Origin of the sequence: Rhizobium bangladeshense, from assembly GCF_001662075.1 — a bacterium.
Taxonomy (GTDB): Bacteria; Pseudomonadota; Alphaproteobacteria; order Rhizobiales; family Rhizobiaceae; genus Rhizobium; species Rhizobium bangladeshense_B.
This window is the reverse complement of the sequence record NZ_LYPL01000003.1, coordinates 218,641-244,476: the sequence shown is the minus strand read 5'-3', so window position 1 is coordinate 244,476 and position 25,836 is coordinate 218,641. Positions and strand designations below refer to the sequence as shown.

The following is a 25,836-nucleotide window of genomic DNA, read 5'->3' as shown; positions in this document are numbered from 1 at the left end:
GCGGGCTTTGCCGGCAGGCCGAGGGCGTCGCTTTAATCCCGGCGACGCCCGCCTTCCACTCGACGTCATCCTCGGCCTTGTGCCGAGGATCTGCTGCCCTATCGGTTCGGGGTTAGATGCTCGGGACAAGCCCGAGCATGACGAAGGAGGGGTGGCGGGCTTTGTCAGCAGGCTGAGGACGTCGCTTTACTCCCGGCGACGCCCGCCTTCCACTCGGCGTCATCCTCGGCCTTGTGCCGAGGATCTGCTGCCCTATCGATCCGGGGGCAGATGCTCGGGACAAGCCCGAGCATGACGAAAGGAGGGGTTGGCGGGCTTTAACAGCGATCTGAGGGCAGAAAAGCTCATACGAATAACATGAGGGCTCCTGACATGCAGACATTATGGCGCCGCCAGCGGTGGTGGCTGACTCCGGTTTTGCTCATCGCGCCGGCGATCGCGCTGTTCTTCACCGTCATCCTGCTGTCGGCGGTGCGCAGCGTCTGGATCAGCTTTCACGAGTGGGACGGTTTCGGCGACATGGTCTGGATCGGGCTCGGCAATTACGTCGAGCTCTATAACGATCCGCAATTCTACGTGTCGCTGAAGAACAATCTGATCTGGCTCGTCATGTTCATGGCAGCGCCGCCGATCGGGCTCGCCATCGCGCTGCTGGTCAACCAGAAAATCGCAGGCATGCGCTTTCTGAAATCGCTGTTCTTCATTCCGCTGGTGCTCGCCTCGGTCACGGTCGGCGTCGTCTTCACCTGGGTCTATACGCCGGAATTCGGGCTGCTGGCGCTGATCTTCAAGGCCTTCGGCGCGGTGGCGCCGGCCGTGCTTTCCGACGAGCATTTCGTCACCTTCGCGATCGTCATCGCCGCGCTCTGGCCGCAGATCACCTTCTGCATGGTGCTCTATCTCGCCGGCCTCAACAATCTGAGCGAAGAGCTGATCGGCGCCGGCCGCGTCGATGGCGCTCGGGGCTGGAACATGCTGCGCCACATCGTGCTGCCGCAGCTGACCCAGGTCACCTTCATCGCCATCGCGGTCACGGTCGTCGGCGCGCTGCGCTCCTTCGACATGATCTCCGTCATGACCGCGGGCGGGCCGTTCGGCTCGTCCTCGGTGCTCGCCTACCAGATGTACGAGCAGTCGATCTTCTCCTACCGCTTCGGCTACGGCGCGGCGATCGCCTCGGTGCTCTTCGTGATCATGGCCGTCTTCATCGCCTGGTATCTCACCCACATCATCCGCAGCGAAGAGAGGGGAGGCTGATGTATCCTCGTCCGATACCCGAAACCGCGACCTGGCAGCGCCGCTTCTATGTGTTCGCCGTCATCATCGTGCTCATCCTCTGGCTCTGCCCGCTCTTCGCGATCGTGCTGACCTCCTTCCGCTCGACGGCTGATGTGATGGGCGGCAATCTCTGGGGCTGGCCGACCGAGATCGGCGTCATCGACAATTACCGGGCCGTCTTCACCGACACGCCGATGGCGCGCTATTTCCTCAACAGCCTGATCATCACCATTCCCTCCGTCATCGGCGTGCTTATCATGTCGACGCTCGCCGGCTTCGTGCTGTCGCGCTACCGCTTTCGCGGCAACATGCTGATCTTCGCGCTCTTCGTCGGCGGCAATTTCCTGCCGCACCAGATCATGATGATCCCGGTGCGCGACCTGATGGTGCGGCTCGACCTGATCGATACGACGGTGGCGCTGATCATCTTCCACGTCGCCTTCCAGACGGGGTTCGCCACACTCTTCATGCGCAATTTCATCGCGGCCCTGCCGGACGAGTTGTTCCAGGCGGCCCGCGCCGAAGGCGCTTCTCCGTTCCAGACGCTCATCCATGTGGTGATCCCGCTGGTGCGGCCGGCGCTCGCGGCGCTCGCCATCCTGATCTTCACCTTCGTCTGGAACGATTATTTCTGGGCCGTGGTGCTGACCGTCAGCGACAGCGTCAAGCCGGTGACGGCAGGCCTTGCCAATCTGCGCGGCGAATGGGTCTCGGCCTGGAACCTGGTTTCGGCGGGCACCATCGTCGTCGCCGTGCCGCCCGTCGTGATGTTCTTCCTGATGCAGCGGCATTTCATCGCCGGCCTCACCATGGGCGCGGTGAAGGGATGAGCCGGCGTCTTCCGTTTCAACAAGAGAGGGCCAGGATATGACCAGTCTCGAACTTCGTGCGATCAACAAGAATTACGGTTCCTATCATGCGCTGCGCGGCATCGATCTTTCCGTGGCGCAGGGCGAGTTCATCGTGATGGTCGGCCCGTCCGGCTGCGGCAAGTCCACGCTGTTGAAGAGCATCGCCGGCCTGGAGGCGATCTCCTCGGGCCAGATCCTGATCAACGGGCGCGATGTCAGCCGGCAGGAACCGGGCGATCGCGGCATCGCCATGGTCTTCCAATCCTATGCGCTCTATCCCCACATGACGGTGGCGGAGAATATGGGCTTCGGTCTCAGGATGGCCAAGCGCCCGAAGGCCGAGATCGATGCGGCGGTCGCCCGCGCCGCCAGGATCCTGCGCATCGACGACCAGCTGGACAAGCGGCCGAAGCAGCTTTCCGGCGGCCAGCGCCAGCGCGTGGCGATCGGCCGGGCGATCACCCGCTCGCCGGAGGTTTTCCTGTTCGACGAGCCGCTGTCGAACCTCGATGCGGCGCTCAGAACCCAGATGCGCGTCGAACTCAGCAGCCTGCATGCCGAGCTCGGCGCCACCATGGTCTACGTCACCCATGACCAGGTGGAGGCGATGACCATGGCAAGCCGCATCGTCGTGTTGAACAAGGGCATCATCGAGCAGGTCGGCTCGCCGCTGGAGCTTTACCGCAACCCCGACAATCTCTTCGTCGCCGGCTTCCTCGGCGCGCCCAGAATGAATTTCCTCGGCGTCACCCTCGACGCCGTCTCCGGCCGCAGCGTCACCGTTTCCGCGCCCGGCCTTGCGCCGCTCACGGTGGAGCTCTCGCAGCCGACGTCGCTTGCGAAGGGCACCGGCCTGACGCTCGGCGTGCGGCCGGAAGCGATTTCTGTGGTCGCCGAGGGCAGCGAGGGCGGGGCCGTGCATGGCGAAGTCCGCCTCATCGAGCATCTCGGCCGCGAGACCATTCTCTATGTCGATGCCGGCAATCTCCGCACCATCGCGTCGGAAAGCGGCACCGGCAACATCACCGCGCAGCTCTCCTATGTCGCGCCCTTCGCCGCCGGGCAGAAGGTGGCGCTGAAGCTCGATGCGAACGAGCTCTATCTCTTCTCCCCCGATGGCGGCCGCACGATCAGCGCCCGCAAGACCACTCTCGACAAATAAGGAAAGACCGCCCGTGTCCGACAAGACCCTCTCCGTATGGAACACCGTCCAGACCGACCGCTTCCTCGTCGGTGTCCCGCATTATCCCGAACATGTCGATGAAAGCTACTGGGAGCGCGATGCCGAGCGCATGGCCAAAGCCGGCTTCAATGTCGTGCGCATGGCCGAATTCGCCTGGCACATTCTGGAGCCGAAGCTCGGCACCTATGATTTCGATCTCTTCGACCGCGCCATAGCAATCCTCGGGCGCCATGGCATCGATACGATCATGTGCACGCCGACGGCGACACCGCCGCGCTGGCTGACGGCTGCCCACCCTGAAATTTTAAGGGTCGACGGCAAGGGCCGGCCGATGAGCCACGGCTCGCGCCAGCATTGCGACACGGCAAGTCCGGTCTTCCGCGAGCACAGCAAGCGCATCACCCGGGCGATGGCCGAGCATTATCGCGGCAATCCCCATGTCATCGGCTGGCAGACCGATAACGAACTGAACACCAGCATGCCGGAGAGCTTTTCCCAGGCGACGCTCAGCGAATTCCAGCCCTTCCTCGCCGATAAATATCGCGAGATATCGAAGCTCAACGCCGCCTGGGGCGGGGATTTCTGGGCGACGGCCTATGACAGCTTCGATCAGGTGGTGCTGCCGATCGAATTCGGCCCGACCTTCCCGAGCCCCGGCCATCTGCAGGATTACCACCGCTTCCTCGCCTTCTCCACGGCACGCTTCCAGCACGACCAGGTCGAGATCCTCAGGGAGGTGAAATCTTCCTGGTTCGTCTTCCACAATCTCGGCGGCCTCCGGGATATCGATTTCCGCGGCCAGTTCAGCAAGGATCTCGATTTCGTCGGCTACGACATCTATCCCATGCTCTATGACGAGTTCATGCGGCTCGGCAACCACGCCAAGGTGCAGGCGCTGCACCTCGATATCTGCCGCGGCTTTTCCGGCAATTACATCGTGCCCGAGCAGCAATCGGGTTTCGGCAGCCAGCCGGGCTTCTGCACGCTGACGCCGGAGCCGGGCGAGCTGCGCCGCATGGCGCTCTCCTCGGTCGCGCACGGTGCGGACGGCCTGATGTTCTTCCGCTGGCGGCCGGCCCATTTCGGCGCCGAGATCTATTGGATGGGCATCATCGACCATGACGATATCGGCCGCCACCGCTATGAGGAGGCGACGCGCTTCGCGACCGAGATGACGGCGCTGAAAGACAAGATCCTCGGCACCTATGTCCGCATGGATGTCGGCATCGCCGGCTCCGATTTCGACAATCAGGAAGCCCACAAGACCTATCCGATCGGCCTGCCGAGCCCGCAGGACGACGCGATCCTGCTGCATCAATATTGCTACGACCGCGGCATCGCCTGCGGCTTCATCCATCCGGAGGACGATCTTTCCAGGCTGAAGCTCTTCTATGTCCCCCATTGGGTGATGTGGAAGGACGAATGGACGGCGAGGCTCGAAACCTTCGCCGCAGCCGGCGGCACCGTCGTCATCGGCGCGCGCACCGGCACCCGCAATGAGGACAACCACGTCATCCGCGAAACCGCGCCGGGTACTGCGCTTTCCAGGCTGACCGGTGTCCGGGTCGAAGATTTCGGCCGTCTCGCAGCCCCGGGCGCCAACGGCCTCTTTGACGTGATGGAGCGCTCCGGCGGCCTCGTCATCCCGCCGAACAAACCCGCCGAAAGCCACCGCCGCGTCCGCCGCTTCAAGATCGGCAACCGCGAACTGGCCGCCGGCCATTTCTACGAAAACCTCACCATCGCCCCCGACGTCGAGATCATCGCCGCCTGGTCCAACCGCTACGCCGAAGGCCAACCGATGGCGACCTCCCGCAAGGTCGGCAAGGGGCAGGTGGTCTATCTCGGCACCTATCTCACGCCGGAGCTGACCGAGGCGCTGACGGAACGGCTGTTTGCGCCGGCCGGCATCAAACCGCTGGTGGGCGGGCTGCCCGAGGGTGTGGAGGTGACGATGCGGATGAATGAGGTGAGGCGGCTGCTGTTTGTGCAGAATTATATGGATCAAGCCGTGACGGTGGGCGGGGTGCCGGCCGGGCGGGATTTGCTGGATGGGGAGAAGAGGGTGGCGGGGAGGCTGGAGCTTCAGGGGTATGGATGTTCGATTGTGGAGTTGGAGGAATGAGGCTAGGAATGGATTTCGATCCAATCAAATCGCAGCCTCGTCAATCCAGGCGTAGAAGCGTAACGAAACCTTCTTCGACGCCGTTAATTGTTACCGGCAAGCAAAGAGGCAAATCGCAAGGTGTTGCTCTTGGGCTGCAGGCTGTGTTCAAGAGCCTTGATGTTTAGTTTGAGAGGCATCTGGCCGGCCATCCCGCTAAAAATGCAAGTTCCCGTCGGAAGGGTAGGAATCGACTCTTCCGTCAGCTTGTCGATGTAAGATACGGCGCTTGCGATCGACTGCAGGTCCTTCTGATTGATCAGTCGATGGATGAAGTAATTGTGCGCCTGAGAAGTTATCGTTGGGGAAATGTCGTTGGGCCGCTGACTAGCGATGGTCACAAAGACACCGAACTTGCGTCCTTCCTTTATTATTTCCTCGAACGTTTCTAGGCGATAGTCCTTCCAGCTCTCCGTCTCCCTAGAGGACTCAGTCGAAAGAATGTTGTGAGCCTCATCGATCACGATGTTGAGCGCCTTACCCTGAGACGAAGTCTTGTGCTCCTGGTAGATGCGGCGGCACAGCAGCAGCGGGATCGTTTTCTTCATTTCCAGATTGACGTCGTTCAGATTGACCACGACGACATTGCTACCGAAAAGCTCTCCTTGAAACGCCGGGTCGAATACCTTCCGGATGTCTTTCTGCTTGCTGCGCAATTTGTTTATGACAGGGGCGATATGCTCGTTCTGGGCACGATTCGCAAGGACATCATAAATGAGCTGGACGTATGAGAATGTGATGAAATCGGCGATGATGTCATTGGCGAAGGTGAACCGGGCGACGTGTTGGTAGACGATGGTATTGAAAATCGCTCCTTGATTGCCGCGTAGCCAGTCTTGGCCGCATTTGAACTGAGCCGAGTTGCTATACCATTCGAGGTCTGACGCTATCTCTACGGGATTTCCGTTTTCGTCCTGCTCAGGAAGGACTTGCCGCAGGTAATCGAAGAGTAGGTCGATCCGTATCTTGTCCGACATCTGAAGCACCTGCGAAACCTGCTGCCGGATTATGTTCCTGAGATGCTCGGTTGGATCATTTCCTTCCGTTACCCGTTCGTATTGCGTAAGGACTCGGCGCAGGAAGGGTTTTTGGGTCTTCTCCGTCGCGTCCGAGACAATGGACAGCATTTCAATGTCTAGGAGGCCGGCGTTGCCCAACGGCAGCTTATCGCCTTGGTCGTTTCGCGTGGAAAGGTTGTAGACTATCTTGTCGTCGGTAATGCAGTCGGCGTGCGCATATTCGCCGTTGAAGTCGAACAGCAAAATGCGACAATTTTCGTTGAACATCGCTGCGTTCATCGACCTCATCTTTGCGACGAAGTGCTGGTATAGCGTCGCGAGCGTGTTTGACTTGCCGCTCCCGGTATTGCCGAAGATAGCAATATGACTGTTCATCAGCCCGTCTACCGGAAGGGCGATCTCGTAGCCTTCATATTCGGAGGTCGCGATGTGGAGTGCGATCCCGTCCTCCGCGATGAGGTTGTGTACCTGGAGCACCCGCTCACGGGTGAGAAGATATGCTTCGTTTCCGACAAGTGGAAGCTCCTTTGTACCGCCGTAGAAATGTCCCTTCCTGTCGATGAAGCCGACTAGGGACACCGAGAGCACGCGCCGACCACGCATTATCGGATCGGGGTCTTCCGATCTGGAGGAGTCCGGATTCGCGTTCTCACCGTCAACTTTGCCGATGAGGCTGACAAAGCCCTTCCTGATGTCGACGTAGCTGCCGACCGCGATGTTCCTTAGGAGGTCTCCATCGTAAAACAATTCGGACAAGTTCTTGTCTTTGTCGACGGTGACAAGAACCCGCCGCCCGGTGACGCCGGAAACTTCCCCAACCCGGAGGACTGCCTCTTTTTGGAGACGGATGTCGCTCATAGTGGTTTACCGCCGTCGGGAACGACTTCGCGCAGGATGGAGTTGAAGACCTTGAAGTCTGTAGGAGCTCCTGTCCCCGGGTCGACGATAACTACATTTCGGTTCTGGGAAAATTTATCTGAGAATGCAGCGACGTTCGCGCTGGAATAAGCGAATATGAGCAACTGGGCGGTCGGGTTGCGTAAAGCGCGCCTGGTGATGTCCAGAATATGCTCGTCCGCGAACGAAAAGCCGAACGCGATGAGGAGTGCATTGTCCCTGTCCATGCAGTTAGAGAATAGCCGGAGCAGGTCGAAGTAAACCCTTTCTAGCATTGTGGACTCGAACTTGCGAAGATTGGGAAGAATCAGCGCGCGATTAGCCAAAGCGTTGGAGACCGCGGCTGGATCGTTCTTCTGCACATGGCCTGATAGCGATACACCGTTTGACGAGAAACGAATCTCCTTGTCGGCATCCCTGTGCCAACTCAATGAGCCGTGTACCTTGATCAAGTTGAGGACCGGCAGTTCCGCAATCCGGCCGTTGGTGCTACCTGACCGGTAGGTCCTGTCGAAGTACTTCTCGGGTGAGAACAGATATCTGCTGCCGACCGTAGAAGTCCGGTCGAAGCCGTCGTTCAATGTCACATTAGGAAGTTTCGAAGCGGCCTTCTCGATGAAGAGATCATAGTTAGTCGTGAAAATGTTCGCCTGTCGGGGTAGCAGTATATTCTTTCTTTCGAAGAGTATTCCGTCGACCGCCGAAAGGAAGTCTGTATAATTCGCGAGAGTGTCTTTTATAGACTCCTGGTCAATATCTGCGAGGAGGTCGATGTTCGTCTCCGCCAGCTCTTCGATGAACTCAAGTGCCATCAGATCGGCGTCGGCAGGATTGCCGCCAATCAAGAGGTTGTTTATTTCTGCTTCGATGTTCCCCGCAACCTTCATCGCGGGCATCGACGCTCCCGACCCGACAAGGAAGTTCAGGTTTCCAGACTGAATATACGACTCAGTAAGCTTTCTTACTTCTTCAGATTGTTCCGAGAGAATCAGTGTGCGCGCCATTAGGCAAGTAAAGCGCATTCCCTTTTTGCGAGCAACTTGCGCAGACGCTCGTGGGGTTCTGTGAACCAAAATGTTTGGGCCGGCGATGATAAATCCGAGTGTTGTCCAACCGCTGTACCCGCAAATAGAGAGCCTCTTCCATGTTCACCATTCTCACACGCGTCACCGAGCAGCATGATCTTTCTGTGGCTTACCGTCCGAGCGAAGCAATCACGATCTCTGATTCCGGAGCAGGATATCGACCCGCCTTTTCAGATGGCGATTGATCTCCGGAATTTGCTCTCGCGTGAACTGACATGGTCCATTTACATTGTCTTCAAGCATCCTTTGCTGCCTCTTCAACAACAGTTTGAAGCGGGCGAGCGCTATCGCGTCCTCATCCTCCGCAAGAAATGAGGCCATCGCGGTTTCGTCATCCGGATCAAAAGCGCGGACGGGAATTTCGGGGCGGCCGCAGGGCGGCAGGCCTGAAACCGGCCAGTTCCATCCATCTTAGCCCTTCTGCATCGACTGGGATGATAGAGGGGTGTCCCCCTAGTTGCCCCAGCCGATTTGGAACCGATCAAATCGAACCTCGCTCAACGGCTGGTTGGCGGCGCTCAGCCTTACCGAACGAAGAACGAGATTGAGCTCGGGGGAATAGTATTGTTCGAAAATGATCGGAGGCAATTCCGTCAGTTTCAGACGGCTGTTGATGACCCAGACATTGTAGGAACAAGATGCAATCGTTTCCTCTCCCAAGCCGTCGAACCTGATAAAAGTCGTGCCCGACACGGATTTTTTGCCATTGATGAAAAGCGTGGTGTCGGATTGCCAGTTCTTCTTCTGCGGTAGATCGTCTAACGCAATCGCATTCGCGTATTTCAGCTCATGCGTCCCGCTGGCGCTCACTCTCTTTTCGACGAGCAAGGGGTGCAAATAGACCGCCGACACCGGCTGCAATGAACCGTCGCGCTCCATCAGCCGTTGTTCGGTGAGACCCGGGCCGTCCGGCTTGTAGAATACGGAATAGAAAGGCGCTTCTCTGGTCAGCAGCACGCCCTGTTTGGTCTCATTGGCGGTTAAGCAATTGCCAAAGGCTGGCACCGCCAATGTTATTCCAACCAGCAGCGACAGACTTCTTAGCAAGATCGATATCCCCGGATTTCCTTCATCCAAGTTCACTACCATGGTGCTTGGGTCAAATTGGGGAGATCGGAAAACAGACCTCTAATGTTGCGCACCGCCGATTGACGGTACTGTGAATTTCACAAGCTTTCCGCCCAGCACTTCGTGCGCTGGTGTGGCGAGTTCGATGAGCACCTTGTGTTCGCCGGGCGGCAGGCCGGTCAGCACGATGGCGCCGGTGCCGCCCGCATCGGCCCACCGCCATGGCAGGTCGTCGATGCTGACATGAAGGTGCCCGGCCCGAGGCGAGACATCGGTCGCGCTGGCGCCGAAAATGGGCAGGATGCGGAAGTTCTCGGTTCGATAGGGAATGATCGCCACGCCTCTGGTGGCCAGCGGTTCGGGAAGGGGCTGATCCACGAAGAGCTCGGGTGCGGCTTCGTTCTTGATCGGAAGGAACTGCGTCGCCGCCTGATGCGGCGTCTGCGCGTGGAGGGATGTGCCGGCGAGCAGGAAAGCTGCCGTTGCGAGGGCTCTTGCGGTCTTGGTCATGACATAATCCCTTGTGGTCGCGCCAGTCGTGACCGGCATTGCCGGGGCACCGGCGCGACGTTGAGTTGGAGCCGATCAGGCGGCGTTGAGTTCGACGGCGATGTTGCCGCGCGTGGCCTTGGAGTAGGGGCAGAGCTGGTGAGCGCGCTCGACCAGGGACTTGGCGAGGTCAGCCTCGATGCCCGGCAGCTTCGCATTCAGCCGCGCCTGCAGGACATAGCCGCCGTCATCGTTGGAGACGAGGTCGATCTCGGCATTGACGGCAGCATCGGCGGGCACGCGAAGCTGGCGTTCGGCAGCCGCTCGTCCGATCGCACCGAGGAAACAGGCAGACCAGGCGGCGGCGAAGAGCTGTTCGGGATTGGTGCCCGGGGCCGAGGAACCGGGCGGGGAGAGTTTCACGTCGAGGCGACCGTCGGACGTGCGAGACGCGCCGTCGCGTCCGCCGGTGGTGTGGGTGGTGCCGGTATAGATGACTTTCGACATTTGATATTCCTTGTTCGATTTCAGCCGGCGACATAGCGGGCTGCTGGTTTTTCAGGCGCCGCCACGCGGCGATGACGGGAATATGAGCTCGGCCAGACCGTCCCGGTAGCGAGCAGGAGTGAGAGCAAGCCTCTCGTTTTCGCTCAGTCTTGCATCAGGTTGCGAGAGGCCGGAGCGCTGTGGAGGATGTCGAAAAAAGTAGCGCGTTGCGGGGCATATGGCTCCCAACCGCCGAGGATTCCCTGCCGTTCGGAACTTGCCGAACTCAAGAGGCTGCCTCTCAGGTTTTCCCGCTACCGCCGGTGCCGGCATTGCGCGATCTTCGAAGCGCTAACCGGGATCGACCTGCCGAGGCGGTCTTGATCTCTCATCCAGTCAGGAGACGGATATGAACACGCATTTCAAACGCAAGATCGCTTTCGCCCTGTCGATGGGCATCGTAACGACAGGGCTCATCTCTTTCACGCTGCTCGCGCTCAATCTGGGTTTTTCCAAGGGATTCGTGCTGACGTGGCTGCGCTCGTGGAGCATCGCCTATCTCATCGTCATTCCCGCCATCCTGCTGATTGGCCCACAGCTTCAGGCGCAGGTCGACCGCATCGTCCGCTGACGAACCGAATCTCGGTGGCCGATGACAATGACCATGCTTGGCGATTATCGGCATCACCAGGATTGGGCGCGGACGGTCAGGGAAGCGCGCGTTTCATTCCGGTGATGGCGCATCGCCATAATTGCTGCAGGCCGCGCGAAGCCGCGGCAGAATCCAATCGATGAAGGCGCGCAGCTTGAGGGCAAGCAGGCCCTGACGGGAATAAACGATGTGGATGGGCTTGGGCCCGCCGTCATAATCCTTCAAGATCTGCACGAGCATGCCCGAAGACAGCTCCTCCGGAACTTGATAGTCGAAGAGGCGGGCGATCCCGGCTCCATTGCACGCGGCGGCGACGCAGTTGGCCGCGGTGTTCACCTCGATCCGGCTCCGCGGCATCGCCTCGACCGGCTTCCCGTCGATCTCGAAGCTCCAGAAGAAGGACCGGTCGTTGAACATGATCCCGTCGTGATCGGCGAGCTCGGTCGGATGCTGGGGAGTGCCATGCCGCTCCAAATAGGCCGGGCTTGCGCAGGTCAAGAGGCGGAACTCGCCGGCCTTGACTGCATACAGCGAACTGTCGGCCAACTCCCCAAGTCGGATGGCGACGTCGACCTGTTCGTTGACCAGATGAACAGAGCGGTCGAGGGACAGGAGGTTCAATGTCACTTCGGGATGCTTGTTCATGAAATCGAGCGCGATCGGCAGAACGTAGCGGTGGCCAAATTCGATCGGCATCGTGATGGTCAGCAGTCCCCGTGGCGTCTGATATTCGCCTGACGCCCTGCGTTCGACCTCCTCGAGATCGGCAATAATCCTGCGTGCCGCGTCGACATAGTCGCGGCCGGCATCGGTGAGCTGCAGGTTGCGGCTTGTCCGGATGATGAGGTTTGCGCCGAGATATCGCTCCAGATCGGCAACCTTGCGGCTGACGCTCGGCAGCGGCGCGTTCAGCTTCCGGCTGCCCGCCGACAAGCTGCCGGCGTCAACCACCGCAAGCAGAACCCGCATTGCATCAAGCCGATCCATGACACCCCGACGACTGAAAGCTTCGATCTTGAGGATATGAGAAATCGGTTCTGATGAACAGCAATGGCCGCGGGCGTCGCCTCATCATCACCGGGCTAGCCTCTTGTCGTTCAAACGGCCTCGATGATGCTGAACCGCTCACGATCCGGTGGATGAGCATTGAGAGGGTGGTTCTCAATTTAACCGGCTGCCGGCCAGGGCTCCCGGCCGGTACATTTCTCCCATCCGATCAAGGAGACGCAACTCAAAAGGGGTAATCGTCATGGACAGGTTCTTCTATGTTGGCGTGTCGGCCGCTCTGTTTGCGGCCTTTGCCTTTTCGCTCAACTTTATCGTGCCCTTCATCATCGGCGACTATTCCACCTTTGATTTTGCCCTCATCCGTCATGTTGTTTCGGCGCTCGTCGGCCTTTACATGCTGTTTTCCGAAAAGGGTGTCCTGCGCCACCTCACACTTCGCAACTGCCTGAATGTCATCTGGCTCGCTTTCATCGGATATGTCGGCTACTTCCTGACCGTGACGGGAGCGGCCGTCTTTGCCGGCCCGGTCATCGCTCCCGCCTTTCTCGGCCTGGTGCCAATCGTATTGATGGTGGTTGGTAACCAGCGTCAGGGATCATTGCCGTGGCGATCCCTCATGATACCGCTGGCACTGGTGCTGGCCGGCCTCGTTCTCGTCAACGGCACGGCATTCACGGCCGAAGGATTGGATTCCGTGCGATCATTGTGGGTTGGCGTGCCGCTGGCCCTTGCCGCCGTCGGACTTTGGGTCTGGTTCGCTCTTGCCAATCAGGCTGCACTGGCCGCCCGGCCGGAAATGCCCTCCGGCGTGTGGGCTGCGCTGATACTGGTCGGTGGTGGCGTCCTGATGCTGGCCTTCTACCCCGCCGGTGCCGCGCTGGACCTCTTCCGGCTTCCGACATTGGGGTTCGGTTGGAGTGCCGCCGGCAGCTTGTATATTTGGGGCGCTTCTTTCGCGCTGCTCGCAACCGTTGGCGGCGTCTGGGCCTGGAACATTGCGTCGCGGAGCCTGCCGGTTGCCTTGGCCGCGCAATTGATCGTCTCGGAAACGGCCTTCGGTGTGATCGGTGGACTTGTCGTGCATGCTCGTTGGCCGACCCCGATCGAGGGTGCTGGGATTGTTGTACTGATCGCCGGCGTCGTTCTGTCCGTGCGGATTTTCTATGAGCTCCGATTTGCGCCGGGAAGATCATACTTGCGCGGGAGTGATCTGCCGAACGCAAGACAGTTGATTGTCATGGCCAAGCCTCGCGCTCGGCCGGTTCCGGGAGGAGGTCGAAAAATTTGCAAAAAAAGGAGCATTTCCGAACTCAAACAAAATCGGAAATGCTCTTATAGTTCGTGCGAAGCCATTCCGGTGGCTTCGCACCGCTCGCAACTCACTCGTGGCTATTCATCTGACGTCGTCGACGCGGCGTTCTCGAGCGAGGTGCGGATCTGATCAATCTTGCCGTCGGCTTCGCCAACGCCGAGAATGGTCTTGGCTTCGTCCAGAACCGCCGGGCTGACCTCGCCGGTTTTGGTGGCGGAAGCCAAGGCATCCTCCAACGCCGCATCGCCCAGCACGGGGTCGTCGGCTGCGGGCTCGATTCCGTTGTCGAGCTCATACTGGGCGTAGGCCACGGCGTAGGCCGAAATGGCAGCCATGCGCGGGTCCGATGTGTTCATCAGCGCCCGGTAATTCCGTTTCAGGGAATTCAGGCCCTTAAGCTGCGCCGACAGGTTCTTCTCTTTCGTGCTTTTGGCTGCGGTGTCTGTCTTCCCGGACTTGTTCTTGCCGGCTGCCTCTGACGATTTGCCTCTCACGGATTGCGACTTGGAGCTGCCATGATTTGAACCGCTGTTCTGGCCGCCACCATTTCCGTTGCCGCCACCATTGCCGCCGCCATTGCCGCCCCCGCCACCATTGCCGCCGCCGTTTCCGCCGTCCTTTGCAAGTGCAGCCATGTCGAGCCCGACAATCGTTGCCGGGCTTGCTGCAACCGCCAGCGAAAGCACGGCCAGGGACGCTAAGGTTGCTATCCGCATCGTTTTCCTCCGAATGAGACCATCAGATGCCGTGCACTGCACGACGTGAACAGACTTGAAAGATAGATTGCTATCGCGCGTTGCACATCGGACTGAGGTCCGGTTCAGGGTAGCGGCTATGGTCTTAGATGAGGCACAGCGGCGCCGAGCCGGCGGTCATGGCCGAAGCTCGCGAAGGCGCGAAACTGATTCAGGGAAGACTATCGCGAGGTTTCCAGGCGGCGATCGGTGCGCAGAAGGTCCAGCCAGGCTTGCGACACTTTCTCCGCGCCTGAGGCCCCGATATGGCAATCGTCGTAGCGGTCGTCTCCATCGAGCAACGCGTCGGTATTTACGCCCTCTCGGATACCCTGGCCGCTTTTTGAGAGGGCCAGTTGCGCCCGTACGATCGCATTGTCCGGAATATGCTCCTTGAAGCCGCCGTTGCTCGGTTCGAGGCATTTCGATGTGATTGAAATGTAAACGGGTGCTTCGACGCCGTGCTGGCGCAATGTGTCGACCATCGACAGGAAACGTGCCTGATAGTCCTCCGCAGTGGTGCCCAAAACAAGGTCTGCCTCTCCTTGCACCCAGAGGACGCTCGTTATCCGATAGCCGGAATCCTCAAGCTGTTTCATCGTATCGACCAGCACCGGATTGAGGTCACCGCCTGCCGCCCATCGTGCGACCTCGGATCCGGAATATGCGAGAGGTGCGAGGATGACGTTGTCATTCTGTCCCGATGCGATCAGCTGGTTCCCGAGGAGCGTCCAGTACTCTCCCTTGGTATCGGTCGCTCCAAGCAGCGGCGACGCCGCGATGAAGCACCGGTTGTCAAAGGCGTTTACAACGCGAGCGCCATAATTTGACCGGTGCCGCTGTCCACCGTCGTTGGCCGCGTTCGATTGGCCAAGAAGCAGTAAGACAGCAGTTCGCTCGGTTTGCGTCGGGCAGGTCACAGGCGTTTTTGATTCATCCCCGATGAGTCGTTCCTTGCCGTCGAAAGTATAACGGCTTGGAGCCGCCGCCTTCTCGCCGCCGACCATTGTCCTCAGCGCGGAAAGTTGCGGCCAAGGAAAGATCTCATGTCTCGCGCTCATGCCGCCCAGAAAGTACATGGCGATCAAGGCGGCCAGGCCGACTGCGATTGTACTGCGCATGTCGTTATCTTCTAAGCATCATCCGATAACGTGGAGCCTATTGGACCGATCAACGCTGCTTCGACCACGAGGGTTCCTGACAGCAGCCACATTTGCTTTTTCGGGCATGCTCTTTCAAAAAGAGTTCGTCGCGAAGATCGAGCCCCATCGACGACTACTTGCGCGGAGTCGCCGGAAACCTGTTCTAAACTATAGTCCGGACCGGTGATTGCAATCATCCGGTTGGGTGAGAGACCGTGCCTGCTATGCAACATGCAGTTCCATGGAGATAACCCGTTGCCGCAGATTGGGGCGGCGCACCCCGGCATTCCCAGGGTCACGACACGAGGACAAGATGAGGGTGGTGCCGGCCTGGGAAACCCATAGGCTGGCCTGACGACGCTTGCGCAACCCCGCGTGCCTTATAGAACGCTGGAGTTTGGCGCGAGGCCAACCCCAATTTCCGTCGTCCTCGGGCTTGACCCGAGGACCTATGCCGCTGGCGCTGGTGGGTGCCGCGTGGGTGCTCGGCTCAAGGCCGAGCATGACGGAGGGTGGGGCGGGCATAGCGGAGCGTCAGGGGGCGCTGTGCTGGGGCATTGCCGCAGGCCGTTCGCTGCGCCAACATCTTCTCCTCGTTCTGTGCCTATCACAGGAATCCAGCCACGGCGCCTCTGCGCCGTGAATGCACCACGTTCCCGTGACAGGCACAGGATTGAGCAAGGAGAGGTTCCTCACCCCAACTCACGCCAGGCGCAAATCCAGAAGCGGGTGCAACTTCTTCAGATTCGGAAGGGATTTCGCTTGCCAGGGATGTTGGTTGGTGCCCTTCACAATGAGGAGGAGATCGCCCATTTTTCTGGCTTCGATCGTCAATTTCGCCAGGAGATTGATCCCCGAGGAATTGAGGAACTCGAGGCCGGTGAGGTCGAAGGTTACCTGTTTGTGCCCCTCGTGAAGGAGGGTTGTTATCAATGAATAAATCGGTGCATAGGCATCGGGTCCCGCCAGGCGGAACACGCCGTCGAAAAAGACTTCATTCTTTTCCGCCCATACGCGGAAGTTTTCGTCGCTGATTTCCATTCTTGGCTCACAAATTGGAGGAGGGGGGCATCGCCACGGCTGCCGTCGTCGTCAGTATGATGTGCTCGTCGTCATTTTCTTCGAATGTCCATGCCATTCTTGCATCGTAATCGCTCAGGAGGGTGAGCAAACCCAGGCCGGAACCGCCTGCTGACGATATGGCATTGGTTTCGATTTGCTCAAGAAGCAGAAGGCCGGGTTCCCTCGATTGCAGGCGTTGCAGGAGCTGCTGAAAGCGAGATGCCGTCGCGCTGTCGATGGCGTTCTGCACCCTGATCAAAAAGCTTCCCTCGACCACTCCGGCTTCGATCAGGATCTCGCCGGGCTGTCGAAATTTGACGGCATTTTCGATCAGCTCGTTGCTGAGATATCCGATGTCGTGATGCGCCTGCAGGTAATCCTTCTTCGAACGGGCATAGGGCAGGGCCATGATCTCGGCGATGAAGTCCGACGTCATTCCCGAATGCCTCCATCCAAGCTGAAGCGGCCCGTCCCTCAAGGTGAGGCGAGCGCCTGAATCCAGCCTGATGTCCACCAGAGATTCGAGACCGTATATTTTGGCCGTCATGATCTCACCTATGCCGCACTGCGAGAAGCGTGATGTCGTCGTAAATCTTCTGGGATCCGATGAAGAGCATTAATGTCGCGACAATTTCCGAAATGACTTTCTCAGCGCTCTGATCCTTCAAGCGGAGCGCTTCCCTGCACAGGCGCTCCATGCCGAACAGTTCTCCCGCATCGTTTTCGGCTTCCGTCACCCCGTCGGTATGCAGGAGTATCAGGTCGCCTTTCTCGAATGCTATTTCACGGGTTTTGATGAAGGCGGAAATATCGGCTTCCAACCCGATCGGTATGCCGAGTTCCATCGTGTCGATGCGTTGAATCTCGCCGTTCGCCCGCACGATGACGACTTCCTCGTGCTGGCCCGACAGAATCATCTCTTTGCCATCATAGTCGAGGAAGGCGAGGGTCAGATGCTTGTCGATCCTGGTCCTGACGATGTTCTTGAACAGGGCGCTGTTCAAGTTCGCCAGAAACTCGACGGCGTCAGTATTTCCTGCTTCCTGCAGGGCGCGGGCGACGGATTGGACCATCAGCATCAGCACGCCGCTTTCGAGCCCATGGCCGGTGACGTCGCCAATGCCGATTTTCAACCGCTTGCCGTTCTTCAGGACGTCGTAATAATCACCGCCGACTTCTTCGGCGGGCCGCATATAGGCTGCGATCTCAATGTCCTGAAATTCCTCGAGCTCCTGTTGCAGTGGAAGAACCATCATCTGGATTCTCTCGGCGACGGCGAGCTCCGTTCCGAGACGGCGGTTTTCTCGCTGGAGCTGGGCGTTCAGCGCCGAAATCTCTTCCTTCGCATCTTCGATCTGGGCCGTTCGTTCCTCGACCAGCTGCTCGAGATTTTCGGTGTGATAGCTGATCTGTTCGGCCATCCGGTTGAACGCTTCGCCGGCCGCACCAACCTCATCCTTGCTCGATATCGCCACCCTGACCGAATAGTCTTGCGCCTGAATCCGTTTGGCGGCACCGGCAAGGGCGCTGATTCCGCTCGTGATGCGTTTCGAAGCCGCAAACACGGCGATCGCCACGATCAGCAGCGACATCAGGATTGCGAGGATTTGGTAGATCACGATCCGGTTGGTGGCCTCGGAAATCTTGGCCTGGGCGGCATAGAGGGAGGCGTCGATTTCCCGTTCCGGCACAACCACCCCAAGCAGCATCGCCTCGTGCCGAACCGGGCCGCTGGACCAGAGATTGGTTGCCGGCAGCTTTTTGACGATGACGATATAGGGAACTTCGTTGCCGTCCCGCTGCAACAGCAGGTGCTGGATGCCCTGTTCGCGGTCGAGCGCCAGTTTCGCGATCGCAGGCTGTGAGCTTCCTTTCAGCGAACGCTCCAGCCCGGTGACGCCGGTCCCGCTCGCGCCGCTCGCCGAAACCAGGCCGAGCGTCTTTTCGCCTGTACTGTTGATTGCGACCACATTGCCGTCGGACATTGCCAGGAATCCGAAGCCGGACTGGGCGACTTTCACATTTTCCACCGTCTGGGCGAGCTGGTCGAGCGTAATATCGGCGCCGGCCGTCCCGGCGACATCCTTCCGGTCGGCGGTCCAGAGCGGGTGAAAGAAACTGACGATCAGCTTGCCGGTGATGGCATCGGTATAGGGCGCCGTCTGGGTGATGTCGTCGGCGACCGGCCGCGTTTTCGCATCCCTGGCCCAGCTTTGCCAGGACTCATAGAGGCCGGGGAAAAAGAAGTCCCAGAAATCGGCCTCATTGTGCCCGGGGTAGAGGCGATCGAAGGTCTGGGCCTGGTCGGTGTAGGGCGCCGTCCTGAAGATCGGTCGTTCCTTCGGTCCGATGTAATACATCTGCAGCTTTGAAGCGCCGTGCTGCAGCAGGCTCGGGGCAACCAGATCGAGAACCGCGCTTGCCTCTAGATCACGCTTGATATCGGCTGTCGGCTGGTGGTCCTGTCCGAGCAGGTAACCCCAGACGCTGACGACCGAGGTGGAGCCGGGCGCGTTCTGCGACCATTTCCCCTTCTCGTCGTAGGACACGGTGACGCTGCCGGGCGACGTGCGGGCCATCGCCGTGCCGACGTCGGAATTGCGGGCGGGATTGTCGATCTGCGCCTGCAGCACGCCCGCCAGCGTGTCGACGTCGTTGTGAACCTGGCGCAGCAGCAAATTCACCTGGGCTGCGGTCGAGTCGGCATAGGTGCGGATGTATTCCTGGCTTGCGGCTTCAAGACCCTGGCCGACTTCGAGCGTTGCATCGCGCGACAGCCTCTGGACGTTCCAAAGTGCCAGGCCACCGCTGACCAGCAAGTCGAAAAGAACGGCGCCACCGACGACCAGGATGAACTTTGCTCGAAACGAGCGCAGTCCCATCGGTCTCTTCGATACGTGTCCGTCCATCACAGCGGCTTTCGACCAGAGGCTGCCCAGATCGGCCAGCCTGCATAACCCTTGGGGTGAAGAGCGGCAAAGACGTGATCTCTGAATCCCTGCCGGAACCGGCGAATGAAATCCGCCGAGTCGCCGCGGCGCACCGCCATCTCGCCGGCATAGACGTTTTCCCAGGCTTCGATGATGTCGGCGAAGTCCTGCGGATCGCCGTCAAGATTCGTCACCATGAAGCAGTCGACCTTGATGTCCTCGAAGCCGGCATTGAGCAGGAGATGGCGGCTTTTCGGTCCCATCTCGACATCCATGTCGAAGTGGCTGAACAGCTTGGCGACTTCCTCGTAAGTCCATTTTATTGAGTCGGCATGCGGCTCGCCGAGGCAATGCGAATTCTTTTCGTTGGTGATGTAGACCCGGCCGCCGGGCCTGCAGATGCGATAAAGCTCTCGCAGCAGCATTTCGGGGCGGTCGAAAATCTGTAGCGAGTGCCGGCAGGTGACAAAGTCGAACTGATCGTCTCGAAGCAGCATCTGGGAAGCGTCGCCATAGGTGTATTCGATCCCTTGCAGATCGAAGTCGGCAGCGACCTTGCGGGCATAGTCGAGACTGCGCACGGAATGATCGAGCGCGACAAGGCGCGCCGGTTTGAATTCCCGCTGAACCAAACCCGCGAAATCACCGATGCCGCAGCAGATATCCGCCATGGCGACACCGCTGCGCAGACCGTGGCGCGGCAAGAGTTCGCGTTCGTGCCTCCAGGTCATTTTCGTCTGCGTGCGCAGGATGGGAATGAAAGACTCGTCCTCGACAAAGCTCTGGCCGGGATAAAACGCCGAGTCATAGACCTCGACCGACAGGTTCGGCAGCGATGCCGCCAGCATTTCGAACAGCGAAGCAGACCATGCCATCACGCTCGAGGTAACGATCTTGATCTTCCGTTCCGGCCTCGTTCGGCAGCCGGCGGCGAGGATATCGCACAGTGCGGTGAAGGCCGTCATGTTGATGTGCGTCAGACGTTTGACGTTGAGGTAAACGATGCCGCTGTATTTTTCCAAACTCTGCCGCACCAGCTCGAGCGCATCGGCAATCTCTGCGGCACTTTCGGGCCGCATCTTGCCGGACAGCACGAGCTCCTGATTTGTCGCATCAAACCGCACGGTGAAGGGCATGGAAAGCAGGCTCATTGAAAATCCTCGGTCGAGGGGAAATCGGCAATGATGCCGATCCTGTCCGCGCCGTCTTTCTCGATGTGGATGGCGGCGCCGAATATTGTCGCCAAATTGTTGAGCAAAGCCTCATCGGACTTCGTGACCGGGTGATCGGGCCTGCCGTTGGGGCCAGGCTGGATTTTGCCTGATCCTGCCTTCACGTGTTTGCGGCGAAACTCCTCATCGCAAGGAAACGTAATTCGCAGCCGATTGTACGTCGCGCTGCGGGCGAGGCTGAAACTTATCATGCCCCGTCCGTTCGTCGCGCGAAAAGCGAGTTCGATCAGCTCGTTTGCCGCGACTGAAAGAAAGTTGGCGTACCGAGCGGGATCGCTGTGACCCTGGCCGAGAATATCGGAGAGATATTCGGTAATCTCGTCGCAATACCGCCATTGAGATTTGAACACCGCAACGTTCATTTCCAGCGATACCATTGGCACAAATGCGTGGTCGTCGAAGCGGGATGCTTCCTCTTCCAATACACCCTCCGTTCGTCGGTCTGGAGCGTCAGATTTGCATGCAATTTAAAAGCACGGCGAAAAATCGGTAAAGCACTATTGTCGAGCGTGGATCTTCGATGCATCCGCCCGGGTAATGAAGTCGTCAATTGCCTCCACGCCAAGCGGCCTGCTCACCAGATAGCCCTGCAGCCTGTCGCAGCCGACGCTGTGCAACCATTCCGCCTGACCCGGCGTCTCGACCCCCTCGGCTGTCACTTGCATGTCGAGGTCATGTGCAAGGTTGACGACGCAGCGGACGATTGCCTGGCTCTTCAGATCGGTTTCGAGATCGGTGATAAAGTATTTGTCGATTTTGATCGTATCGAAAGGAAATGTTTTCAGATAGCTCAGGGACGAATATTCCGTCCCGAAATCATCCAGCGAAATGCGAATGCCCAGCACGTTGAGAGTGTTCAGGGTGTCGATGTTGTTGACGGTGCGCTCGAGCAGCACGCTCTCGGTTATTTCGAGCTCCAGACGCTCGGGCGGAAGTCCGACCAGGTCCAGCGTCTGGGAAATCCGGTCGGTGAGGCCGCTTGTCAGGAATTCCGCCGCGGACAGATTGACGGCGACGAGGTAGTTTTCCGGCCACTTCATCGCCTCATGGCATGCCTGCTGCAAAACCCACGCGCCGATCTCCGGCATCATTCCATCCGCCTCGGCCATCGGAATGAACGACGCAGGCGGAATCTTTCCGAGCAGGGGATGATGCCATCTCAGCAATGCTTCGAAGCCGACGATGCAGCCGCCCTCGGCGATAGGCTGGTATTCGACATAGAATTGCTGTTGGACCAGGGCCATGCGCAGACTGCGGCGCAGCAGTTCCCGTTGCTCCAGCAATTCGAGCATTGCCGGGTCGAAGGCTCTTGCTCGCCCGCGCCCGTCTTTCTTGGCGGTGTAGAGTGCGAGGTCGGACGCTTTCATAAGCTCCTCCGGAGTTGTCCCGTCCGTTGGAGCCGTGGATATGCCGATGCTGGTGCCGACAAAGACTGCGATGCCGTTTATCGTAAAGGGCTTTTTGAACGCAGCAACCAGATCCTCCGCCAAACGGTGCGCTTTGGCCGGTTGTCCCGAGCCCACTGATATCACCGTGAATTCATCGCCGGCCAGCCGATAGGCTCTGTCATCGCTGGAAAGGCAGGCAAGAATACGCCTTCCCGCCGATTGAAGAAGCTTGTCGCCGGCGGCATGCCCGAGCGTGTCGTTGACGGGTTTGAAATCGTCAAGGTCGAGCTGCATCAACGACAGAGTCTCGTTGGAGCCCGCGTTTTCCTGCAACAGAGTGGCCAGATCTTCGCTGAACTGGCGCCGGTTCGGCAGTCCAGTCAGCGGATCATGGGTTGCGAGATGCAAAAGCGTTGCGCGTTCATCGTCAACCGATCCCTCGGATCGGACCACGGCGAACAGGTCGCCGATTCGGTAGATCGTCAGGCCGTGTGAGTCAGGGGCGCCGAGATGGCCCGATATTCGCAGCGGCTTGCCGCTATCATCCAGTGAACGGAACGCGAGTGTAACTGCTGATTTGTCCAGCTCCGGAAAATGCTCCCAGAAGGAGGCGGCCGGTTTAACGGACGGGGGCAGCGCATTGCCGTGCAGATCCTCGACGGGATTGAGATCGCGGTCAAAGAACAGAAGCCGGTCGATCAAGCTCGAAGCTTCTGCCTCCGGCTTTCCGAGGGCTAAACGGGCAGCAGGTTTCCGCATGTAGGAGGCTCTCCTTATCGAATATCCTACCAGATATTATAGCAACTCTACTCCCGCACAACTTGTGCTCGTTAAGATTTACATTAGGCATTTCTGATTAACAATCCCCAAACCTCAACCCCGGCCTGTTCGCCGCTGTGGACGCCCGCACCGATGAGACGGAGCGATCGCCGGCATTGAGAAGCTGCCGCAAGCGGCGGGCGAGAGAAGGAGTTAGAGCCGTTCCTGGGCATCCCACAGCTCACGCACCATCTGGCGCAGCGCCAGTGCCTCGGCCCATCTGTCGGTTGCGATGTTCTCGTCGAGTGTGCGCTCGAACCCGTCCGTGTGCCGGCGCTCCATGGCCCAGAGCGACTGGAAGATCAGCGGCTTCTGGGTCATGCGGCCCGCGCGCTTTTCAGCAGCATCTTGAGGTTGACGTTCGGATCGGCCAGCGCCGCGGGTGAGGGACTGACGCCTGCGGCAATCAGCAGCTCGGCAAGCTTGATATCCTTGGCCAGGCTGTTGCCGATGCCAAGGCCGGCGGCCGCCACGAGGCGGCCATCGTCGAGATAGAATTCGAGCTCGCCTGCCGGCATCAAACGCCGGACAGGCTGATGAGCGGGCTGCGGCTGTCCCGCCACCTGCAGGCCCAGATCGTACTGGTCGGACCAGAACCAGGGAATGGCGGCAAAAGCTTCGGCGTTGCCGGCCATGTTGCGCGCCGCGGTCTCGGCCTGCGTTCTGGCGTTGCGCCAGCTTTCATAGCGGATATGTCCTCCGCCGGGCTCAGCCACCGCTGCGCAATCGCCTGCCGCATAGATGTTCGGCACGCTGGTGCGAAGATAGGCATCCGTCAGAATGCCATTGCCGGTGGCCAGTCCCGCCGCCTCCGCCAGGGCGATGTCAGGCAGGACCCCAATGGCGCTGACGACGAGATCGGCAGGCACCACGCTGCCGTCGGTCAGGGTGACTCCATCCTCGCCGATTGCCGCCACACCCCGATCGAGATGGAAACGCACCCCTTCGGCGACATGTCGGGCATGCAGCTTCTCGGCAAATCGGGCGGGGACGGCGCGGCCCAAAGGTTTCGGCGCGGCTTCGATCGCGCTGACCGCAACGTTTCTGCCGCGAAGGACCGCTGCGAGCTCCATGCCGATCAGGCCGGCGCCGATAATCGCGACGCTCCGGCCGGGGGCGACATTGGAGAAGATGGCCTCGGCGTCGGCATGGGTGCGGAAGTCGAGTGCGCGCTCGGCGCCAGGGCAGGCAAGCCGTCTCGGCCGTGCGCCGGTGGTCAGAAGCAGCTTTTCGTAATGCAATATCCGACCGTCGCTTATCGTCACGGTCGCGGCGTCGGCATCCAGCCTGGTGGCGGACAATCCCTTGAGATAGGTGATGCCGACTGCATCAAGCGCATCCGCCGCGCAGATCAGCTTCAGCTGCACCGCACCGTCGACGGTTTTCGACAGGGGCGGCCGTTCATAGGGCAGATGGGGTTCGGTTCCGACCAGCGTGATGGATCCGCGATAGCCTGCTTCGCGCAGTGCAAAGGCCGCCCGGGTCCCGGACTCGCCCGCGCCGATGATGACGATACCGTCCATGTTATGCTCCTGAAAGAGAGTGGCCGGCGCTGGTGAGGAGGAGAGCCAGAGCGGCCGCCATACAGATCGATTTCATGTCGTCCTCCCTTGGGGCGCCGGGCCGCCCGCTTCTCCTCCCGGAAGCCCCATCGGCCTGTCCGATGCGCGTGCGCTAACCGACAGCCACGCGAACCTTTCCATCGATCACCTCTGCCGGATAGGTTTTCAGGTTTTCGCAGGCCGGCAGCCGCAATGCCTCGCCGGTGCGGTAGTCGAAGGCGCCGGAATGTTTTGGACATTCCACCTCAAAATCCATGACCAGTCCGTCGGCGAGATGGATCGCCTCGTGGGTGCAGAGACCGGCGGTGCAGTAGACGCTGTCGTCGGGGCCGCGGTAGATCGCGTAGGTGCGTCCGCCATGGTCGAAGCGGATGGCGCCTTCCTGTTCGATGTCGTCGAGTTTGCCAGCTGTGACCCAGGTCATTCGGCGGCTCCTTCGACTTCCAGGCGCGCCTTGCGTGCGGCGAGTATTTCCTTGCGCCGGCGGTAGCGCTCCTGCATCTGCGCCTCGCCTTCCGGGGAGCCGTCGTGCCAGGTGCCAAACCACTTATCGAGCGGGATGAGCGCGTCGCCGTAATTCACCTCGAAATATTTGTGGTGGAGGTAATGCGCATAGGCGTGGCTATCGACCAGCCCGTCCTTGCCGATCTCGACCTTGTCGAAGCCGACATGGCCGGGAATTGCCCCGAAACCGGCATAATGCAGCTGGTAGAGCATGATGATCGGGTTGGACGGCAGGAGCAGATGGTAGAAGGCCGTGCCGAAATAGAGCATGTGCTCGATCGGATGCATCGACAGCGACGACCAGGGCGAGGGGTTAACCGAATTGTGGTGGACCGAGTGCACCCATTTGTAGAGGAAGGGCGTGTGGATGAGCCGATGGATGCAGAAGAAGTGGAATTCATGGATGACCGGAACAACGAGCGCGACGAGTGCCAGCGTCCAGGGATTTTCCGCAAAGCCGAGCCAGGGCGCATAACCGTTGGCATAGGCCCAGAGCATGCCGGCCTCGACGGCGGTCCAGATCACCACGCCCGACAGGAAGGTGCGTAGCATGTTGTCGAAGTTCTGGCTCTGGAACCAGAAGGCGCTGCTTTTCTGCTCGGCCGGGAATTTGCCATTGTACTTGAACCGGTTTTCCTGCCGCTTCAGCACATAGAGATGCAGTTCGAAGGCGCCGTAGAACAGCAGGACCGCGATTGCGTTGACGGCGTAAAGCCAGGCGATCCAGCCGAGGCTCAGCGTCCGTATCGTTTCAACAGGGGGGATGATCCAGGCCCAGTAGGCGAGCGCGGAGGCGGCAAAAATCAGGTTCCACGGCAGGAAATAGTGCGGCAGCCATTTCAGGACCGCCGTCAGCTGCGGCGGGAAGGCGAAAAGCGGCGCGGTCTCGACCGGCCGGTCCGGCGCCCAATCGCCGCGCTTGTTGCGCTTGCCGAATTTCAGATCATCCATTCGCATCTCCTCCGGGTGCC

Annotated in this window: 22 protein-coding genes and 2 pseudogenes; 6 read left to right on the top strand and 18 right to left on the bottom strand. The window is 59.7% G+C overall.

The features are described from left to right. Positions 1-372 precede the first annotated feature (372 nt). From A7X77_RS08770 to A7X77_RS08755, 4 genes are read left to right on the top strand one after another with little or no spacing between them, the layout of a single operon-like run. Complete coding sequence (locus tag A7X77_RS08770) at positions 373-1,257, top strand: carbohydrate ABC transporter permease (protein WP_064682561.1); 885 nt, start codon at positions 373-375, stop codon at positions 1,255-1,257. After that, on the top strand, positions 1,257-2,108 hold the full coding sequence (locus A7X77_RS08765; RefSeq protein ID WP_064682560.1) for a carbohydrate ABC transporter permease: 852 nt from the start codon (positions 1,257-1,259) through the stop codon (positions 2,106-2,108). The genes A7X77_RS08770 and A7X77_RS08765 overlap by 1 nt, the downstream gene beginning before the upstream one ends. Before the next feature lie 37 nt (positions 2,109-2,145). Continuing rightward, positions 2,146-3,291: an ABC transporter ATP-binding protein gene (locus tag A7X77_RS08760; RefSeq protein WP_064682559.1), complete on the top strand. Its 1,146-nt coding sequence runs from the start codon at positions 2,146-2,148 to the stop codon at positions 3,289-3,291. 13 nt (positions 3,292-3,304) lie between these two features. Continuing rightward, the gene (locus tag A7X77_RS08755) at positions 3,305-5,437 is read left to right on the top strand and encodes a beta-galactosidase (RefSeq protein ID WP_064682558.1); all 2,133 of its coding nucleotides are present in this window, start codon (positions 3,305-3,307) and stop codon (positions 5,435-5,437) included. A gap of 83 nt (positions 5,438-5,520) precedes the next feature. Here the strand turns inward: A7X77_RS08755 and A7X77_RS08750 are convergent, their stop codons facing one another. The 5 genes from A7X77_RS08750 to A7X77_RS08725 form a co-directional block, all read right to left on the bottom strand. Next, positions 5,521-7,353: an ATP-binding protein gene (locus A7X77_RS08750; protein ID WP_064682557.1), complete on the bottom strand. Its 1,833-nt coding sequence runs from the start codon at positions 7,351-7,353 to the stop codon at positions 5,521-5,523. Further along, the gene (locus A7X77_RS08745; RefSeq protein ID WP_197486813.1) at positions 7,350-8,288 is read right to left on the bottom strand and encodes an SIR2 family protein; all 939 of its coding nucleotides are present in this window, start codon (positions 8,286-8,288) and stop codon (positions 7,350-7,352) included. Before A7X77_RS08745 ends, A7X77_RS08750 begins: the two co-directional genes overlap by 4 nt. A gap of 642 nt (positions 8,289-8,930) precedes the next feature. Next, positions 8,931-9,533, bottom strand: a complete 603-nt coding sequence (locus A7X77_RS08735; RefSeq protein ID WP_064682745.1) for a hypothetical protein — start codon at positions 9,531-9,533, stop codon at positions 8,931-8,933. Between the two features lie 72 nt (positions 9,534-9,605). After that, positions 9,606-10,055, bottom strand: a complete 450-nt coding sequence (locus tag A7X77_RS08730) for a DUF6130 family protein (protein ID WP_064682555.1) — start codon at positions 10,053-10,055, stop codon at positions 9,606-9,608. 75 nt (positions 10,056-10,130) lie between these two features. Beyond that, a complete protein-coding gene (locus A7X77_RS08725) occupies positions 10,131-10,541 on the bottom strand; it encodes an organic hydroperoxide resistance protein (protein ID WP_064682554.1) in 411 nt (136 codons plus the stop codon). Between the two features lie 388 nt (positions 10,542-10,929). Here A7X77_RS08725 and A7X77_RS08720 point away from each other — a divergent pair, with 388 nt between their 5' ends. Continuing rightward, positions 10,930-11,151 carry a DUF2798 domain-containing protein gene (locus tag A7X77_RS08720; protein ID WP_064682553.1) on the top strand — a complete coding sequence of 74 codons (222 nt, stop codon included), beginning with the start codon at positions 10,930-10,932 and terminating at the stop codon, positions 11,149-11,151. 93 nt (positions 11,152-11,244) lie between these two features. Here A7X77_RS08720 and A7X77_RS08715 read toward each other — a convergent pair whose 3' ends face one another. Next, positions 11,245-12,159: a LysR family transcriptional regulator gene (locus tag A7X77_RS08715; protein WP_064682552.1), complete on the bottom strand. Its 915-nt coding sequence runs from the start codon at positions 12,157-12,159 to the stop codon at positions 11,245-11,247. A gap of 262 nt (positions 12,160-12,421) precedes the next feature. On the opposite strand from A7X77_RS08715, the pseudogene A7X77_RS08710 reads away from it, so the two are divergent. Beyond that, positions 12,422-13,378: pseudogene (locus A7X77_RS08710) on the top strand (EamA/RhaT family transporter); the annotation flags it as partial. A 191-nt stretch (positions 13,379-13,569) separates the two neighbouring features. On the opposite strand, the gene A7X77_RS08705 reads toward A7X77_RS08710, so the two are convergent. From A7X77_RS08705 to A7X77_RS08650, 12 genes and pseudogenes are all read right to left on the bottom strand, one after another. Further along, positions 13,570-14,208 (bottom strand): hypothetical protein, encoded by a 639-nt coding sequence (locus A7X77_RS08705; RefSeq protein WP_064682551.1) that lies wholly within the window; start codon positions 14,206-14,208, stop codon positions 13,570-13,572. 200 nt (positions 14,209-14,408) lie between these two features. Next, entirely contained in the window at positions 14,409-15,347 is a 939-nt protein-coding gene (locus tag A7X77_RS08700) for a sialate O-acetylesterase (RefSeq protein ID WP_064682550.1), read from the bottom strand. A gap of 723 nt (positions 15,348-16,070) precedes the next feature. Then, positions 16,071-16,409 carry a slr1659 superfamily regulator gene (locus A7X77_RS08690; protein ID WP_010030401.1) on the bottom strand — a complete coding sequence of 113 codons (339 nt, stop codon included), beginning with the start codon at positions 16,407-16,409 and terminating at the stop codon, positions 16,071-16,073. Between the two features lie 7 nt (positions 16,410-16,416). Further along, entirely contained in the window at positions 16,417-16,977 is a 561-nt protein-coding gene (locus tag A7X77_RS08685) for a slr1658 superfamily regulator (RefSeq protein WP_064682548.1), read from the bottom strand. A 4-nt stretch (positions 16,978-16,981) separates the two neighbouring features. After that, positions 16,982-19,342 carry a SpoIIE family protein phosphatase gene (locus tag A7X77_RS08680; protein WP_064682547.1) on the bottom strand — a complete coding sequence of 787 codons (2,361 nt, stop codon included), beginning with the start codon at positions 19,340-19,342 and terminating at the stop codon, positions 16,982-16,984. Continuing rightward, entirely contained in the window at positions 19,339-20,511 is a 1,173-nt protein-coding gene (locus A7X77_RS08675) for a class I SAM-dependent methyltransferase (RefSeq protein ID WP_064682546.1), read from the bottom strand. Before A7X77_RS08675 ends, A7X77_RS08680 begins: the two co-directional genes overlap by 4 nt. After that, the gene (locus tag A7X77_RS08670) at positions 20,508-21,014 is read right to left on the bottom strand and encodes a hypothetical protein (RefSeq protein ID WP_064682545.1); all 507 of its coding nucleotides are present in this window, start codon (positions 21,012-21,014) and stop codon (positions 20,508-20,510) included. Before A7X77_RS08670 ends, A7X77_RS08675 begins: the two co-directional genes overlap by 4 nt. Positions 21,015-21,089: 75 nt before the next feature. Continuing rightward, on the bottom strand, positions 21,090-22,739 hold the full coding sequence (locus A7X77_RS08665; RefSeq protein WP_064682544.1) for a putative bifunctional diguanylate cyclase/phosphodiesterase: 1,650 nt from the start codon (positions 22,737-22,739) through the stop codon (positions 21,090-21,092). Between the two features lie 288 nt (positions 22,740-23,027). Continuing rightward, positions 23,028-23,120: pseudogene (locus tag A7X77_RS33005) on the bottom strand (sugar phosphate isomerase/epimerase); the annotation flags it as partial. Further along, positions 23,117-24,322 carry an NAD(P)/FAD-dependent oxidoreductase gene (locus A7X77_RS08660; RefSeq protein ID WP_064682543.1) on the bottom strand — a complete coding sequence of 402 codons (1,206 nt, stop codon included), beginning with the start codon at positions 24,320-24,322 and terminating at the stop codon, positions 23,117-23,119. The pseudogene A7X77_RS33005 and the gene A7X77_RS08660, both read right to left, overlap by 4 nt. 151 nt (positions 24,323-24,473) lie before the next feature. Beyond that, positions 24,474-24,785, bottom strand: coding sequence for a MocE family 2Fe-2S type ferredoxin (locus A7X77_RS08655; RefSeq protein ID WP_064682542.1), 312 nt, complete (start codon positions 24,783-24,785; stop codon positions 24,474-24,476). After that, positions 24,782-25,816 carry a sterol desaturase family protein gene (locus A7X77_RS08650; RefSeq protein WP_064682541.1) on the bottom strand — a complete coding sequence of 345 codons (1,035 nt, stop codon included), beginning with the start codon at positions 25,814-25,816 and terminating at the stop codon, positions 24,782-24,784. Before A7X77_RS08650 ends, A7X77_RS08655 begins: the two co-directional genes overlap by 4 nt. Positions 25,817-25,836 lie beyond the last annotated feature (20 nt).